This window comes from Enterobacter asburiae (assembly GCF_001521715.1).
Classification (GTDB): domain Bacteria; phylum Pseudomonadota; class Gammaproteobacteria; order Enterobacterales; family Enterobacteriaceae; genus Enterobacter; species Enterobacter asburiae.
This window is the reverse complement of sequence record NZ_CP011863.1, coordinates 1196492-1211035: the sequence shown is the minus strand read 5'-3', so window position 1 is coordinate 1211035 and position 14544 is coordinate 1196492. Positions and strand designations below refer to the sequence as shown.

14 protein-coding genes and 1 pseudogene are annotated in these 14544 nt (G+C 55.5%); 6 read left to right on the top strand and 9 right to left on the bottom strand.

Going from position 1 to position 14544, the window contains the following annotated elements; translation table 11 throughout:
- Positions 1-274 precede the first annotated feature (274 nt).
- Positions 275-478, top strand: a complete 204-nt coding sequence (gene ydfZ, locus ACJ69_RS06115; protein WP_014883679.1) for a putative selenium delivery protein YdfZ — start codon at positions 275-277, stop codon at positions 476-478.
- A 43-nt stretch (positions 479-521) separates the two neighbouring features.
- Here the strand turns inward: ydfZ and ACJ69_RS06110 are convergent, their stop codons facing one another.
- The 5 genes from ACJ69_RS06110 to ACJ69_RS06090 all read right to left on the bottom strand — a co-directional run bounded on the left by ACJ69_RS06110 (position 522) and on the right by ACJ69_RS06090 (position 6332).
- Positions 522-1985 (bottom strand): mannitol dehydrogenase family protein, encoded by a 1464-nt coding sequence (locus ACJ69_RS06110; RefSeq protein ID WP_059346683.1) that lies wholly within the window; start codon positions 1983-1985, stop codon positions 522-524.
- Between the two features lie 220 nt (positions 1986-2205).
- Positions 2206-3573, bottom strand: coding sequence for an MFS transporter (locus ACJ69_RS06105; protein WP_059346682.1), 1368 nt, complete (start codon positions 3571-3573; stop codon positions 2206-2208).
- Between the two features lie 73 nt (positions 3574-3646).
- The gene (locus ACJ69_RS06100; protein WP_054830013.1) at positions 3647-4666 is read right to left on the bottom strand and encodes a Zn-dependent oxidoreductase; all 1020 of its coding nucleotides are present in this window, start codon (positions 4664-4666) and stop codon (positions 3647-3649) included.
- Positions 4667-4680: 14 nt separating this feature from the next.
- Positions 4681-5895, bottom strand: a complete 1215-nt coding sequence (manD, locus tag ACJ69_RS06095; RefSeq protein WP_054830010.1) for a D-mannonate dehydratase ManD — start codon at positions 5893-5895, stop codon at positions 4681-4683.
- Positions 5896-6005: 110 nt separating this feature from the next.
- Entirely contained in the window at positions 6006-6332 is a 327-nt protein-coding gene (locus tag ACJ69_RS06090; RefSeq protein WP_021241222.1) for a YnfA family protein, read from the bottom strand.
- 152 nt (positions 6333-6484) lie between these two features.
- On the opposite strand from ACJ69_RS06090, the gene ACJ69_RS06085 reads away from it, so the two are divergent.
- Both ACJ69_RS06085 and speG read left to right on the top strand, forming a co-directional pair.
- A complete protein-coding gene (locus ACJ69_RS06085) occupies positions 6485-6823 on the top strand; it encodes a DUF1283 family protein (protein WP_008502414.1) in 339 nt (112 codons plus the stop codon).
- Positions 6823-7383 carry a spermidine N1-acetyltransferase gene (gene speG / locus ACJ69_RS06080; RefSeq protein ID WP_029739396.1) on the top strand — a complete coding sequence of 187 codons (561 nt, stop codon included), beginning with the start codon at positions 6823-6825 and terminating at the stop codon, positions 7381-7383. Before ACJ69_RS06085 ends, speG begins: the two co-directional genes overlap by 1 nt.
- Before the next feature lie 17 nt (positions 7384-7400).
- Here speG and ACJ69_RS06075 read toward each other — a convergent pair whose 3' ends face one another.
- Positions 7401-8111, bottom strand: coding sequence for a YnfC family lipoprotein (locus ACJ69_RS06075; protein ID WP_047647900.1), 711 nt, complete (start codon positions 8109-8111; stop codon positions 7401-7403).
- Between the two features lie 104 nt (positions 8112-8215).
- Between ACJ69_RS06075 and ACJ69_RS06070 the strand changes: the two genes are divergently transcribed.
- The 3 genes from ACJ69_RS06070 to dmsD all read left to right on the top strand — a co-directional run bounded on the left by ACJ69_RS06070 (position 8216) and on the right by dmsD (position 11760).
- On the top strand, positions 8216-8482 hold the full coding sequence (locus ACJ69_RS06070; RefSeq protein ID WP_029739394.1) for a DUF1161 domain-containing protein: 267 nt from the start codon (positions 8216-8218) through the stop codon (positions 8480-8482).
- Positions 8483-8613: 131 nt separating this feature from the next.
- Complete coding sequence (ynfE, locus tag ACJ69_RS06065; RefSeq protein WP_059346681.1) at positions 8614-11052, top strand: selenate/tellurate reductase subunit YnfE; 2439 nt, start codon at positions 8614-8616, stop codon at positions 11050-11052.
- A gap of 93 nt (positions 11053-11145) precedes the next feature.
- Positions 11146-11760, top strand: coding sequence for a Tat proofreading chaperone DmsD (gene dmsD / locus ACJ69_RS06060; protein WP_059346680.1), 615 nt, complete (start codon positions 11146-11148; stop codon positions 11758-11760).
- A gap of 40 nt (positions 11761-11800) precedes the next feature.
- On the opposite strand, the gene ACJ69_RS06055 is transcribed toward dmsD, so the two are convergent.
- The 3 genes and pseudogenes from ACJ69_RS06055 to ACJ69_RS06050 form a co-directional block, all read right to left on the bottom strand.
- On the bottom strand, positions 11801-13516 hold the full coding sequence (locus ACJ69_RS06055) for a SulP family inorganic anion transporter (protein WP_054830011.1): 1716 nt from the start codon (positions 13514-13516) through the stop codon (positions 11801-11803).
- A gap of 169 nt (positions 13517-13685) precedes the next feature.
- Positions 13686-13790, bottom strand: a pseudogene (locus ACJ69_RS25950) (VOC family protein); the annotation flags it as partial.
- Between the two features lie 14 nt (positions 13791-13804).
- Positions 13805-14502 (bottom strand): IS1 family transposase gene (locus ACJ69_RS06050; protein ID WP_223274117.1). Its coding sequence is split into 2 segments (ribosomal slippage): positions 13805-14253 and positions 14253-14502, totalling 699 coding nucleotides; the frame shifts between segments, so codons are not numbered across the junction.
- Between the last annotated feature and the right edge of the window lie 42 nt (positions 14503-14544).

The window sequence follows — 14544 nt, the reverse complement described above, 5'->3', positions numbered from 1 at the left end:
TTATTCCGATGAAGGGTTATTTCCTGCACCCAGAATGACATCGTGAATATAAACCAACCCTAAACGCTTCCCTGTCGAAACTATCAGTTAATGAAAATAACGGTCTGCTTTGTAAATTACCGTCCCGAACCGTCAGCGCCCGACGAAATAAAGAAAAAAGTGTGAGTTTGATCAAAAACAAAAACATGAAGCGCGGACAGGCGTATTTATATGCCCCGTGAACGGCAAACTTGAAATAGGGCCGTAACGAACAGGTTAGAGAGGAGAATATACCATGATGACATACGACCGTAACCGCAATGCAATCACCACCGGCAGCCGCGTCATGATTAGCGGCACGGGCAAAACTGGCGTGATTAAAGCGATCCACAGCGACGGGCTGGATGCCGCGCAGGTGCGCCGCAGCAAAACGGTTGAAGTGGAAGGATGCGAAGGTAAGTTCGAGCCGATTGAGCTGATTCGCCTGGGGATGCACTAAGCTGTGCGCAGCCATGCCGCCGCGCGCGGCGGCATGTGCTGAATTACCGTTGAGACACGTACTGCGCGACGGTCACTTTCGCCCCCTTTTGCAGCAACGACCGGTACGCGGTCATCACCGCAGCAACGAAGCGCGGCTCCTGCGGTAACTCTTTACCAAAGATGGCCTCAATGCCGAGCAGCGCGTTAACCCGATTTTCCCCTTCCGCACTTCCCTTCACCGCCGCCTGAATCACCGCCAGCTGCGGATCGCTCACGTCGATGGCGTTACCCTGCTCGTCCACGCCGCCGACATAACGCATCCAGCCAGCCACGCCCAGCGCCAGCAGCGGGAAAGGTTTCTGGTGCACCAGGTGCCAGCGCACGGAGTCCAGCATACGCTGCGGGAGCTTCTGGCTGCCGTCCATCGCGATTTGCCATGTCCGATGGCGCAGGGCCGGATTGCTGTAGCGGGCAATCAGGAGATCGGCATAGCGGCCTAAATCAACGCCCTTCACTTTCAGCGTGGGGGCCTGCTCGTTAAGCATCAGCGTATGCGCGGCGAGGCGGTAGTTCTCATCTTCCATACAGTCGTTGATATGCGGGTATCCGGCCAGATAGCCCAGGTACGCCAGGAAAGAGTGGCTGCCGTTGAGCATGCGCAGCTTCATCTCTTCAAACGGGATCACGTCTGACACCAGCTCGGCACCGGCTTTTTCCCACTCGGGACGTCCTGCCACAAAGTTGTCTTCGATTACCCACTGGCGGAACGGTTCACAGGCTACTGCCGCCGGGTCACGCACGCCCGTCAGCTGTTCGATTTTATCCAGCGTATCGGGCGTAACCGCGGGCACGATGCGATCCACCATGGTTGACGGGAAGGTGACGTTAGCCTCGATCCAGTCCGCCAGCTCGCCGTCTACCGCCCGGGCGTAAGCGCAGGTCACATTGCGCATCACGTGGCCGTTCTCAGGCATGTTGTCGCAGGACATCACGCTAAACGCGGGCAGACCCGCCGCTTTACGACGCGCCAGCGCTTCCACCACCACGCCCGGCGCGGATTTCGGCTGGTGCGGGTTTTGCAGGTCGGCGACGATAAATGGGTGATCGAGCATCAGTTGCCCCGTCGCCGGTGAGTGGCAGTACCCTTTCTCGGTGACGGTCAGCGAGACAATCGCCACCTGCGGTTCACACATCGCTGCCAGCACGGTCTCCAGCCCGTCAACCTGCGCATGGAGGGCCTTTTTGACCACGCCAACCACGCGGGATGTCCATGCGTCGGCAGACATCTCCGCCACGGTGTAGAGGTTATCCTGCGCGTTCAGATCGGCAATCTGCTGCTCGCCGCCAATCAGGTTAACCTCACAGTAGCCCCAGTCGCTGCCGTGCTCAGCCGCGAGAATGTCGGCGTACACCGCCTGATGCGCCCGGTGAAATGCGCCGAAGCCTAAATGTACAATGCGTGCTTTAAGGCTTTCGCGATCGTAATGAGGCAGCGTCGCGTTGGCCTGTAATAAGGTGTTTTCCATGATTAAGACTCGTTAATTAGAAAGCCGTGGACCGCTGCCGCCCCTTCAGAAGCGGCTGCGTCTGCTGACTACACCAACTAGAATGGCAGTTGGGGTAAAAAAGTAACTGCCATCAACCATACTGATACTGCCGTTTGAGATTTTGATTTATATTAACTTTTGCTCATGTGGTGTGACATAAAGATAAAGTTATGTGACAGGTAGCGTAAGTTATGAACCACTAGCGCCGGGAGGAGACCGCGCCGTAACCCACGCTCTCTTCTGGTGCGGACTCCGCTGCGTCTTGCGCCGCGCTCAAATCACGGTCGCGCACTTCCGGCATCAGGATCGCCGAGACCAGCCCAATCACGGAATAGGCCACCAGCATGGCGACAATCGGCCACCAGGAGCCGGTCATATTGCAGAAGATCCCGGCCAGCACCGGACCAAAGCCCACCGCCACCAGACCGCCCGCCTCTTTCGAGATAGCCATACGGGTAAAGCGATTTCGCGAGCCGAACATCTCCGCCATGGTGATATTTTCCAGCGCAAACAGCCCCAGCACGGCGATGTTATGGATAACGATGATCGAGAGCATGATTGTCCCCGGCGCATAGCTCTTATCGACGATGATCGACAGCATCGGGTACGCAAGAAGAATGGCGGAGATATTGAGAATAATGTACGGCAGACGGCGCCCTACTTTATCTGAAAGCCAGCCCAGCAGCGGAATGGAGATAAACCCGAGAATGGAGCTTATCATAAGCGCATCGGTCGGGATGGCTTTATCGAACAGCAGCGTCTGGACCAGATACCCGGCGAGGAACGTCTGGATCAGACCCGAGTTGCCCGCCTGGCCAAACCGCAGGCCGGTCGCCAGCCAGAAGGATTTACTTTTCACCATTGAACCCAGCGAGGTGTCCGGCTGCGCGGTTTGTGCATCGTTCACTTTCTCAAACACCGGGCTCTCTTTCAGGTTCATACGCAGCCAGATGGCGAAGATCATCACCACGACGCTGGCAAGGAACGGTACGCGCCAGCCCCAGGCAATCAGCTCTTCACGATCGAGGGCAAAGAACATCACCGCCCAGATCGCCGTGGCGCTCAGCGTTCCGCAGTTAGTGCCCATCGCCACCAGCGAGGAGATGATGCCGCGTTTGCCTTTCGGCGCGTACTCCGCCAGCATGGTCCCGGCTCCGGAAATCTCCGCCCCGGCTCCCAGGCCCTGGATGATACGCAGCGTCACCAGCAGAACGGGAGCAAAAATCCCAATCTGCGCGTAGGTCGGCAGGACGCCAATCAGCGTGGTGCAGATCCCCATCATGGTGATGGTGATAAACAGCACCTTCTTACGACCAATGCTGTCGCCCATTCTGCCGAAGATAAAGGCGCCGACAATACGTGCTATGTAGCCTGCGCCGTAGGTCCCCATCGCGAGGATCAGCGCCATCGCGGCTGACTGTTCCGGGAAGAAGATCTCGTGAAAGACCAGGGCAGCCCCCAGCGAGTAAAGCTGAAAGTCCATAAACTCCAGGGCGGTGCCCAGCCAGCCGGAAACGGCGGCTTTCACCAGATCGGAGGTAGTTCTTTGAGGTTGTGCTTGCGTCATAATGGCTATCTCTGAAGGGTAAGATGCGTACCACATAGAGCCTGTCTGCGCAGGCTCTTAACCGCGTAAATGATTATTGCCCGAACGTGAGCAAGACTTTGCAGCACTGCCGCTGGTCTTTCTCAAACAGTTCAATGGCGTCTGTTACATGGTGATAGTCAAAGGCATGAGTGATCAGTTTTTCCGGGTCGATCAGTCCCTTCTTCAGCCAGTCGATGACGACCGGGAATTTGTTGGCATTGAGGCGCGAGGAGAAGATCGCCAGCTCTTTGCCGGTGATGCCCTGCTGGACAATCTGGCTCGGCTCGCTGGAGAACCCCATCAGCACGATACGCGCCGCCGGCGAGGCCAGGGTAATCGCTTCCTGCAAAATCGCCGGATGACAGGCGGCATCAATGATTAACGTCGGTTTGATGCCCTTTTCGTCCAGCGCGGCCTGCAACGACTGCTCACCGTTGTTCAACACCCAGTCCGCGCCGCTGCGCTGGGCCATTTTCAGGCGTTCATCAATGCGGTCAACCACGATAACCTGCTTCACCTTATAGACGCCCTTCAGCGCCTGCACGGTGACCAGCCCCATCGGCCCTGCGCCGTAAACCAGCGCAACGTCCTGCTCGGTAGGGTTGGCCTGCCCCGTCACGTTGGCGGCGATGGTGAAGGGCTCAACCATGACGGCGTGTTTATCCGGAATGTCATCCGGGATAGGCCAGGCATTTTTAGCGGGCACTGCCGCATATTCGCTGAAGCCCCCGTCGCGGTGGACGCCCAGCACCACCAGCGAGGTGCAGACGTTCGGTTTTCCGACGGAACACGGGTAGCAGTGTCCGCAGCTGATCACCGGATCGACCGAGACGCGCTGGCCCAGACGGGCGCTGTCTACGCCCTCGCCCACGGCGTCAATGACGCCAAAGAACTCGTGGCCGATCGTGCGTGGATACTTCGCAAACGGGTTATGGCCGCGATAGATGTGGCTGTCCGAACCGCAGATCCCCGCCAGCGTGATTTTGACGCGAACTTCGCCTGCACCTGGCGCCGGGCGTGGCCGCTCTTCAATCACCAGTTCGTTCGGCTGTTGAATCACTACGCTTTTCATCGTTCGCTCCTCGTTTACCAGTTCCACAGCGTGCCGTCTTCAAGACGGGCGACCGGCAGATAGGCCGGATCGTAGGGGTATTTCGCCGCCAGTTTTTCATCAAACTCGATGCCCAGCCCCGGCTTGTCGCCCGGATGCATATAGCCGTTATCAAAGCGCCAGCTGTGCGGGAAGACTTCCAGCATCTGTTCGGAATAGCCCATATATTCCTGGACGCCAAAGTTTGGCACCCACAGGTCGAAATGCAGCGCGGCGGCGTGGCAGACAGGCGAGAGATCCGACGGGCCGTGCGAGCCGGTGCGCACCTGGTAGAGCGAGGCGAAGTCCGCGATGCGACGCATCCCGGTGATCCCGCCCGCGTGGGTAATGGTGGTGCGGATATAGTCGATGAGCTGCTCTTCGATGAGCTGCTTGCAGTCCCAGATGCTGTTGAATACTTCGCCCACGGCAATCGGCGTGACGGTATGCTGGCGGATCAGGCGGAAGCAGGCCTGGTTTTCCGCAGGCGTTGGATCTTCCATCCAGAACATGCGGAATTCTTCAATGCTCTTGCCGAAGCGCGCCGCTTCGATTGGCGTCAGGCGGTGGTGCATGTCATGCAGAAGATGTTCATTGAAGCCGAATTTACTGCGCACCGCGTCGAACAGCTTCGGTGTGAAATCGAGGTATTTTTCGGTGGACCAGAGCTGCTCTTCCGGCCAGTCGCCTTTGGTCGCAGGTTCGTAGGCAAGCCCCTTCCCTTTGGCCATGCCGTAGGTGGTTTTCATGCCCGGCACGCCGCACTGGACGCGGATCGCCTTAAAGCCCATCTCTTTATGGCGGGCGTAATCTTCCAGCACATCGTCAATGGTGTGACCGGTGGTGTGGCAGTAAACCATCACGCCTTCGCGGGATGCGCCGCCCAGCAGCTGGTAGAGCGGCATGTTGGCCGCTTTGGCTTTGATGTCCCACAGCGCCATGTCCACGGCGGAGATGGCCGACATGGTGACCGGGCCGCGACGCCAGTAGGCACCCTTATAGAAGAACTGCCAGATGTCTTCGATGCGGTGTGCATCGCGGCCAATCAGCTGCGGGCAGAGGTGGTCTTTCAGATAGGAAGCAACGGAGAGCTCACGCCCGTTCAGCGTAGCGTCACCGAGGCCGATAATCCCCTCGTCGGTGGTGATTTTAAGGGTGACAAAGTTCCGCCCCGGGCAGGTAACAAACACGTCAGCCGCGACAATCTTCATAATTCCTTTCCTTACATCATTCGTTGTGATGCTGGAAATTTACCCATCAACCCTACTACCATACAAGTATAATGATCATAAAATCGGCTAACGATCACAAAACAGGGGGCTCAGGCCCGCCCCCATCCCGCCACAATAATCAGCATGCCGCACAGGGCAATCAGCGCGCCGGCCCAGTCGTAGGCGCTGAGCTTGACGCCGTCCACCACGCGTAGCCACAGCAGCGCGGTACAGACATAGACACCACCGTAAGCGGCGTAGACGCGGCCGCTGGCAGCCGGATGCAGCGTTAGCAGCCAGACAAAGAGGGCCAGCGCGACGCTTGCCGGGATGAGCAGCAATACGGACCCTCCCTTCTTCAGCCAGAGCCAGGGCAGGAAGCAGCCGATGATTTCGCATAGCGCGGTAGCAAAAAAAAGCAGCGTCGTTTTGAGCATAGTTAACGTCAGGTGAGGATCTATTTAGACATCATACCCGATAATGTCCTTTACTTTTCCATACTTGCTCCGCGGGTATGCCGTCATTTCTCTTTGGTGTAGAATCTGTTCGGGGTAACTTGATTATCTGCACCCATTTAAAAGGAAACGCTATGACCACATTAAGCAAACGCCTTTGTCTGACAGCCCTGCTGGCGCTGTCATCGTTCGCCTTTGCCGCCTCTGCGACAGCGGAAACCAGCAAGCTCATTATTGAGTCTGGTGACAGCGCGCAAAGCCGCCAGAACGCCGCCATGGACAAAGAACAATGGAATGACACCCGCAGCCTTCGTCAGAAGGTCAACAAACGTGCTGAAAAAGAGTGGGACAAAGAAGATGTCGCATTTGACGCGCGCGATAAGTGTCAGCAAAGTGCAAACGTCAATGCCTACTGGGAGCCAAACACCCTGCGCTGCCTGGATCGCCGCACTGGCCGCACGGTAGCCCCATAATGTCGGCGCCCTGCGACATTAAACTCCGTCCGCTGGAGCGTGAAGACCTGCGCTTCGTCCACCAGCTCGACAATAACGCCAGCGTGATGCGCTACTGGTTCGAAGAGCCTTACGAGGCCTTTGTTGAGCTGTCCGATCTCTACGATAAGCACATTCACGATCAGAGTGAACGTCGTTTTGTGGTGGAGTGTGAAGGCGAAAAAGCCGGTCTTGTGGAGCTGGTTGAAATCAACCATGTTCACCGTCGGGCGGAGTTTCAGATCATTATTTCTCCTGAGCATCAGGGAAAAGGCCTTGCCTCACGGGCAGCGAAGCTGGCGATGGATTACGGTTTCAACGTTCTGAATCTCTACAAGCTTTACCTGATTGTGGACAAAGAGAACGAGAAAGCGATCCATATTTACCGCAAGCTGGGCTTTATGGTGGAAGGCGAGCTGGTTCACGAGTTCTTTATCAACGGCGAATACCGCAATACCATTCGCATGTGCATCTTCCAGCATCAGCATCTGGCCGGGCACAAGCCGTCAGGCGCCAGCCTGCTGAAGCCTACCGCGCAGTAACCTGCGCGGTTTTATTCTCAGTAGTATTCAATCGTGTTTTTGATGGTGTATTTGTGCTCAACGGCAGGTTTGACGCTATCGTCCGTGATCGTCAGGTCACAGCTCACCGGATTATTGTGTCGATCGTAATCGCAGCTCTGCTTCACGTTGCCCAGCGGCTTGTCATTCAACATGCTCACTGCCGAGTAATCCATCCTTTTGCGAACGTCTTTAGACGGCGTCGACTGGACGGACAGGTGCTGATCGCCGGAGACGGTGGTTTTGCCCAGCGGGTAGCCATCTGCATCGTAGCGATACTTCACTTCCATCTCTTTGCCGTGCGCCGCCACCACAAAACCGTTGTCGTCGGTATCCCACGTTATCCCGGCTGACGGCAGTTCGGCCAGCTGGCATTTCCCCTGCAGCTTCACTTTGCGCTGCTGGGTTTCCGCATCAAGGTAGTAATTGGCATCCAGCACCAGCGCAACGCCGGTATTGGCCTCCAGGTCGTGCAGCTCCAGGGTATCGAAACACCCTTCCGTCGACACGGTGCCGGTGACCCGTTTGGACACTTCGCCCTTCTCGTTGAGCAGCGTCTGGGTGAAGTCTTTCACCGGGCCGCGCAGCGGGTCAAAATCAAATTCGTTCGAAAAACTCGCCATTTCGGGCGTAAACGACAGCGGCGCGGAGCTGTTGTCGCACCCCACCAGTGTTGCTGCCAGTAGCGTTATCGCTGCGTATTTCTTCACATTTATTACCGTACAGGGAGATTATTCCCAATCATATTAGCAAATACAGTTGTTTACACGAATCCTGCTAAAATTAATCTCTACACAGAGAAAAGGAGCTACAGATGAAACGGTTACCCTGGATTACCGCCCTGCTGTTAATGAGTGCCTCAACGGCCGCGTTGGCGGCACCGGATTCCTGCGAACGCGTGAAAAGCGACATTCAGCAGAAAATTATCAACAACGGTGTGCCTGAATCAGGTTTTACGCTGAGCATTGTGCCCAACGATCAGGCCGACCAGGCGGGCACGCAGGTGGTTGGCCACTGCGCCAACGACACCTTTAAAATTTTGTACACCCGTACAGGCAACGGGGCTGCTGAAGCTCAGTAATTTACCCTCAATCCCCTTTGATTTGATGAGGATTAAGATCTAATACCCCCAAATCAGTAACACTCACCCCATCATTAGCCCGGTTATCATTTCGGGAAAAATAATACGTAATTATAATGATGGGGTGAGCCATGTCCGATACTGAACATCACGGCGGGATTAGCCGTCGAACTCTCGTGAAATCTACGGCAATAGGGTCTCTGGCGCTGGCCGCCGGTGGGATCTCGCTTCCTTTCAGCTTAAAAAGCGCCGCCGCCGCGGTGAAGAACGCCGTTCAGCCTGCTGAAGATAAAGTGGTATGGGGCGCCTGCTCGGTCAACTGCGGCAGCCGCTGTGCGCTGCGTCTGCACGTCCGCGACGACGAAGTGTACTGGGTCGAAACGGATAACACCGGTGAAGATATTTACGGTAACCATCAGGTGCGTGCCTGCCTGCGCGGGCGTTCTATTCGCCGTAGGATCAATCACCCTGACCGACTCAACTACCCGATGAAACGCGTGGGCAAACGCGGTGAGGGCAAGTTTGAGCGCATCACTTGGGATGAAGCGCTGGACGCTATCACCGCCAGCCTGAAATACGTGGTCAGCAAATACGGCAACGAAGCGGTGTATATCAACTACTCCTCCGGGATTGTCGGCGGCAATATCACCCGCTCCTCCCCTTACGCTTCGCTGGTGGCGCGCCTGATGAACTGCTACGGCGGTTTCCTGAGCCACTACGGCACCTACAGCACGGCGCAAATCGCCTGCGCCATGCCCTACACCTACGGCAGCAACGACGGCAACAGCACCTCGGATATTGAAAACACCAGGCTGGTGGTGATGTTCGGCAATAATCCGGCGGAAACCCGCATGAGCGGCGGCGGGATTACGTATTATCTGGAGCAGGCTCGCGAGCGGTCCAACGCGCGAATGATCATTATCGACCCGCGCTATACCGATACGGCAGCCGGACGCGAAGATGAGTGGATCCCTATCCGTCCGGGTACCGATGCCGCACTGGTGGCGGGCATTGCCTGGGTATTAATCGACGAAAACCTGGTCGACCAGCCTTTTCTGGATAAATACTGCGTCGGCTACGACGAAAAAACGCTGCCGGAAGGCGCGCCCGCTAACGGCCACTACAAAGCGTACATTCTTGGCCAGGGCGATGACCGCACGGCGAAAACGCCTGAGTGGGCCTCACGCATCACCGGCATTCCCGCGGATCGCATCATCAAGCTGGCTCGGGAAATCGGCTCCGCGAAACCGGCCTACATCTGCCAGGGCTGGGGACCGCAGCGCCAGGCGAACGGCGAGCTGACGTCGCGCGCCATCGCCATGCTGCCGATCCTTACCGGAAACGTGGGCATCAACGGCGGTAACAGCGGCGCGCGCGAGTCGACATACACCATTACCATTGAACGTATGCCGATACCGGATAACCCGGTCAAAACGCAAATCTCCTGCTTCAGCTGGACGGACGCCATCGCCCGCGGGCCGGAGATGACCGCCCTTCGCGACGGCGTGCGTGGGAAAGATAAGCTGGACGTGCCGATTAAGTTCATCTGGAACTACGCGGGCAATACCATCATCAACCAGCACTCCGATATCAATAAAACTCACGATATCCTGCAGGATGAAAGCAAGTGCGAAATGATTGTCGTCATCGACAACTTCATGACCTCGTCAGCGAAGTATGCCGATATCGTGCTACCGGACCTGATGACCGTCGAGCAGGAAGACATCATTCCAAACGATTATGCGGGCAACATGGGCTACCTGATTTTCCTTCAGCCCGTGACCGCACCGAAGTTCGAGCGTAAGCCTATCTACTGGATCATGAGCGAAGTGGCGAAACGCCTCGGCCCGGATATCCATCAGAAATTCACCGAAGGACGCACGCAGGAACAGTGGCTCCAGTTCCTGTACGCCAAAATGCTCGCAAAAGATCCTCAGCTTCCGTCCTATGACGAGCTGAAAAAAATGGGCATTTATAAGCGCAAAGATCCGAACGGACATTTTGTGGCCTATAAAAAATTCCGCGAGAACCCGGAAGCCAATCCGCTGAAAACGCCATCGGGCAAGATTGAAATTTACTCCAGCAAGCTGGCAGAGATTGCGGCCACCTGGGAGCTGGAAAAAGATGAAACCATCAGCCCTCTGCCCGTCTACGCCTCGACCTTTGACGGCTGGGACGCACCCGATCGCGCGCAGTTCCCGCTGCAGCTGTTTGGCTTCCACTTCAAAGCCCGTACCCACTCGAGCTACGGTAACGTCGACGTGCTGAAAGCGGCCTGTCGCCAGGAGGTGTGGCTTAATCCTGTCGATGCTGAAAAACGCGGCATCAAGAACGGCGATACGGTGCGCGTCTTTAATAGCCGCGGCGAGGTACGAATTGAAGCGAAGGTCACGCCGCGCATCATGCCCGGCGTGAGCGCCATGGGCCAGGGGGCCTGGCACGATGCCAATATGAGTGGCGATCGTATCGACCACGGCTCCTGCATCAACACGCTGACGACCCATCGAACTTCTCCGCTGGCAAAAGGTAACCCGCAGCACACCAATCTGGTGCAGATTGAGAAGGTGTAGAGGGTGAAACACGAGACCCTGGTTTATTCTATGGTCAGTATCATCGGTTAACACAGTCGCGCGTGCGTCATCCGCGCGAGCAAGGAAGGTTTAATGAAAGACGTCTCACATAGTGAATCGTTCGCGTTCAGCGCCCGGGTGCTGGGCGCGCTGTTTTATTTCGCTCCCGACAGCGAACAGGCCGCGCCGCTGGTGAAAGCGCTCACCGCTGGCGAATGGGTTCAGGACTGGCCCCTGCCTGCGGAAACGCTGCAGCCCGTTGCCGATACGTTTGCCTCATCTTCCGATGAGCCGCTGGCGGACGCCTGGCAACGGCTGTTTATTGGTCCGTATGCCCTGCCCGCTCCGCCGTGGGGTTCCGTCTGGCTGGACCGTGAATCCGTGCTGTTTGGCGACTCGACCCTCGCGCTGCGCCAGTGGATGCGTGAGAACAATATCGCGTTTGAGATGCAGCAGAATGAGCCGGAAGATCATTTCGGTACCTTGCTGCTGCTCGGGGCGTGGCTGGCCGAGAATGGCCGCGAAGCGGAGTGCGAGCAGCTTCTGGCGTGGCACCTGCTGCCGTGGAGCACCCGCTTCCTGTCGGTGTTTGTCGACAACGCCGGGCATCCGTTTTATGCCGCGCTGGGCAGGCTTGCGCAGCTAACGCTCGCGGACTGGCGATCCGGGTTGCTTATTCCGGTTGCGGAAAAGACGCTGTATCGCTAAGGGATGTGGCTTGCTCGCGGGTGGCGGGCAAGCCTTTAACTTATACCTCGCCACCTGATTCACTCGCACTCTCTTTGCTTTGAATGAACCGAAGTGCCAGATAGAGGTCTGGCGCCAGAATCATGTCATCATCATTCATTGTTGGCCGGCTATCTTTAAACCAGCGCGTTAATTCCGTTTTTCTGCCCGCAAGGATTAACGTAATCTGTCGACTTTTCAGATCGCGCTTTAACTCATTTATGGTTGCCAGAACGCTGATGTCTGAATAGGTGAAGCAAGCAACGGCGTCAATGACCACCCATTTGGGTTGTAATGCTGCACCATCAACCAGGTTCAATACCCGACGTTTAAAATAAGCCACGTTAAAATAGGTCAACGGTGAGTTAAATCGATACATCAGCACGCCCGGGACCATTTTAATATCGGTAGTATTACCTAATGAGTGAATCATTCCATCTTCGTCAGTTCCCAGTAAGTGCTCAGAGGGACGAAACACCGTACGCAGAAACTGTAACAGGCCAAGTAACACCGCAAGGCCGATCCCCTGGATGACGCCGATAATTAACACACAGCCAAACGTGAAAAAGGCCAGGCGAAATGCCTGTTTATTTCTTCGCCTCAGATTCCATAACCCGCGCAGATCAATTAATGACCAGGATGCGTACATCAAAACAATACCTAATGCAGATACCGGAATAAATTGTAATGGCTGAGTGAAAAACACCACTACGATACCGATGAGTAAGGCTGCGACTACAGAAACCAGCTGACTTTTCCCACCCACTGAATCATTAACCGCGGTCCGGGAATCTGCTCCACTGATAGCAAACCCCTGAGATAACCCAGACATAATGTTCGCAATACCCAGCGCTCTGAACTCTGCATCAGCATTAATTTCATAGCCATTTTTCGCAGCGAAACTGCGGGCGGTCAGCATCAGGCTGACAAAGCTGACCAGCGCCAGGTTCAAAGCCGGGATCACTAAATCACGCATCGGACCGGGCTGGAACGCGCCCCAGTTAACGACGGGTAAACCAGGCTGGAAGCCTTCCCCTCCAATAGTGGCAATACCATACTGTTGTGCAGATGTCGCCCATACCAGTAGCGTTGTCATCACAATGGCAATCAACGGTGCAGGCCAGTGGCTGCGATACGTTTTAATAACTATTAAAATAATTAACGTTAAAAGCGATATTCCAACGGTTAATAAATGGCTGTCTGAAAGACGTCCTGGCAAGGCCATTATTTTCTCAATAACCTGCGCTTCGTCGAGTTTTATCCCCAACACCTTGCCTAATTGCCCGACAATAATCGTCACGGCAACGCCATTAAGCAAACCCGTAAGGATGGGATGAGAAAGCAGATCGGCAAGTGCGCCCAGGCGGAATTTACTGGCAAGCAGGCACCACCCGCCCATCATCAACGTCATGATAATGGTCAGCTGCCAGTGCAGTTCGGGATTACCTGCAGAAAGAGGAAACACGACGGCCGCAATCACCGCGCAGGTCGTGGCATCAGGGCCCACAATAAGCTGACGTGAAGAACCAAACAGTGCATACGCTATCATCGGTAAAACGCAGGAATAAAGCCCCACTATTGCCCCAACACCTGCCAATTCAGCATAGGCAATAGCCACGGGTAGCGCGACAGCCGCAACGGATAAGCCGGCTTTAACATCATGTTTTAGCCAGCTTTTATCGTAGGCTAACAAAGTTTGTAAACCTGGCATGTAGTTTAATAATTGTTTTCCGAACACGTTGTTCTCCGGATAAGGATATTAGCCACGTCATGCTGGCACACTTCTCAGTGAGGTTCTGGCTTTCGAATGCTCCGGATTAAGGCGCCACTGTTCAGAATGTAATAACAGTTCAACTCTTTATTATTCTGACTGGTGTTAAACATAGTTCAAAAACGACCGCTTGTGACTATTCTTCGTCTGGGAACGTATCGGCTTCAGGAGAATAATGCTGACAAACGCATGCCAGCTTATGCCCGTCAGGATCGCGCAGATAGGCAACATAAAAATCGGGGTAATGACTCCAACTTACTGATAGTGTTTTATGTTCAGATAATGCCCGATGACTTTGTCATGCAGCTCCACCGATTTTGAGAACGACAGTGACTTCCTGCCCAGCCTTGCCAGATGCTGCCTCAGATTCAGGTTATGCCGCTCAATGCGCTGCGTATATCGCTTGCTGATAACGTGCAGTTCTCCCTTCAGGCGTGATTCATACAGCGGCCAGCCATCCGTCATCCATACCACGACCTCAAAGGCCGACAGCAGGCCCAGAAGACGCTCCAGCGTGGCCAACGTGCGTTCACCGAATACGTGCGCCACAACCGTCCTCCGTATCCTGTCATACGCGTAAAACAACCAGCGCTGGCGTGATTTAGCGCCGACGTAACCCCACTGTTCGTCCATTTCCGCGCAAACAATGACGTCACTGCCCGGTTGTATGCGTGAGTTTACCGACTGCGGCCTGAGTTTTTTAAGTGTCGTAAAATCGTGTTGAGGCCAACGCCCATAATGCGTGCACTGGCGCGACATCCGACGCCATTCATGGCCATATCAATGATTTTCTGATGCGTACCGGGTTGAGAAGCGGTGTAAGTGAACTGTAGCTGCCATGTTTTACGGCAGTGAGAGCAGAGATAGCGCTGATGTCCGGCAGTACTTTTACCGTTACGCACCACGCCTTCAGTAGCTGAACAGGAGGGACAGCTGATAGAAACAGAAGCCACTGGAGCACCTCAAAAACACCATCATACACTAAATCAGTAAGT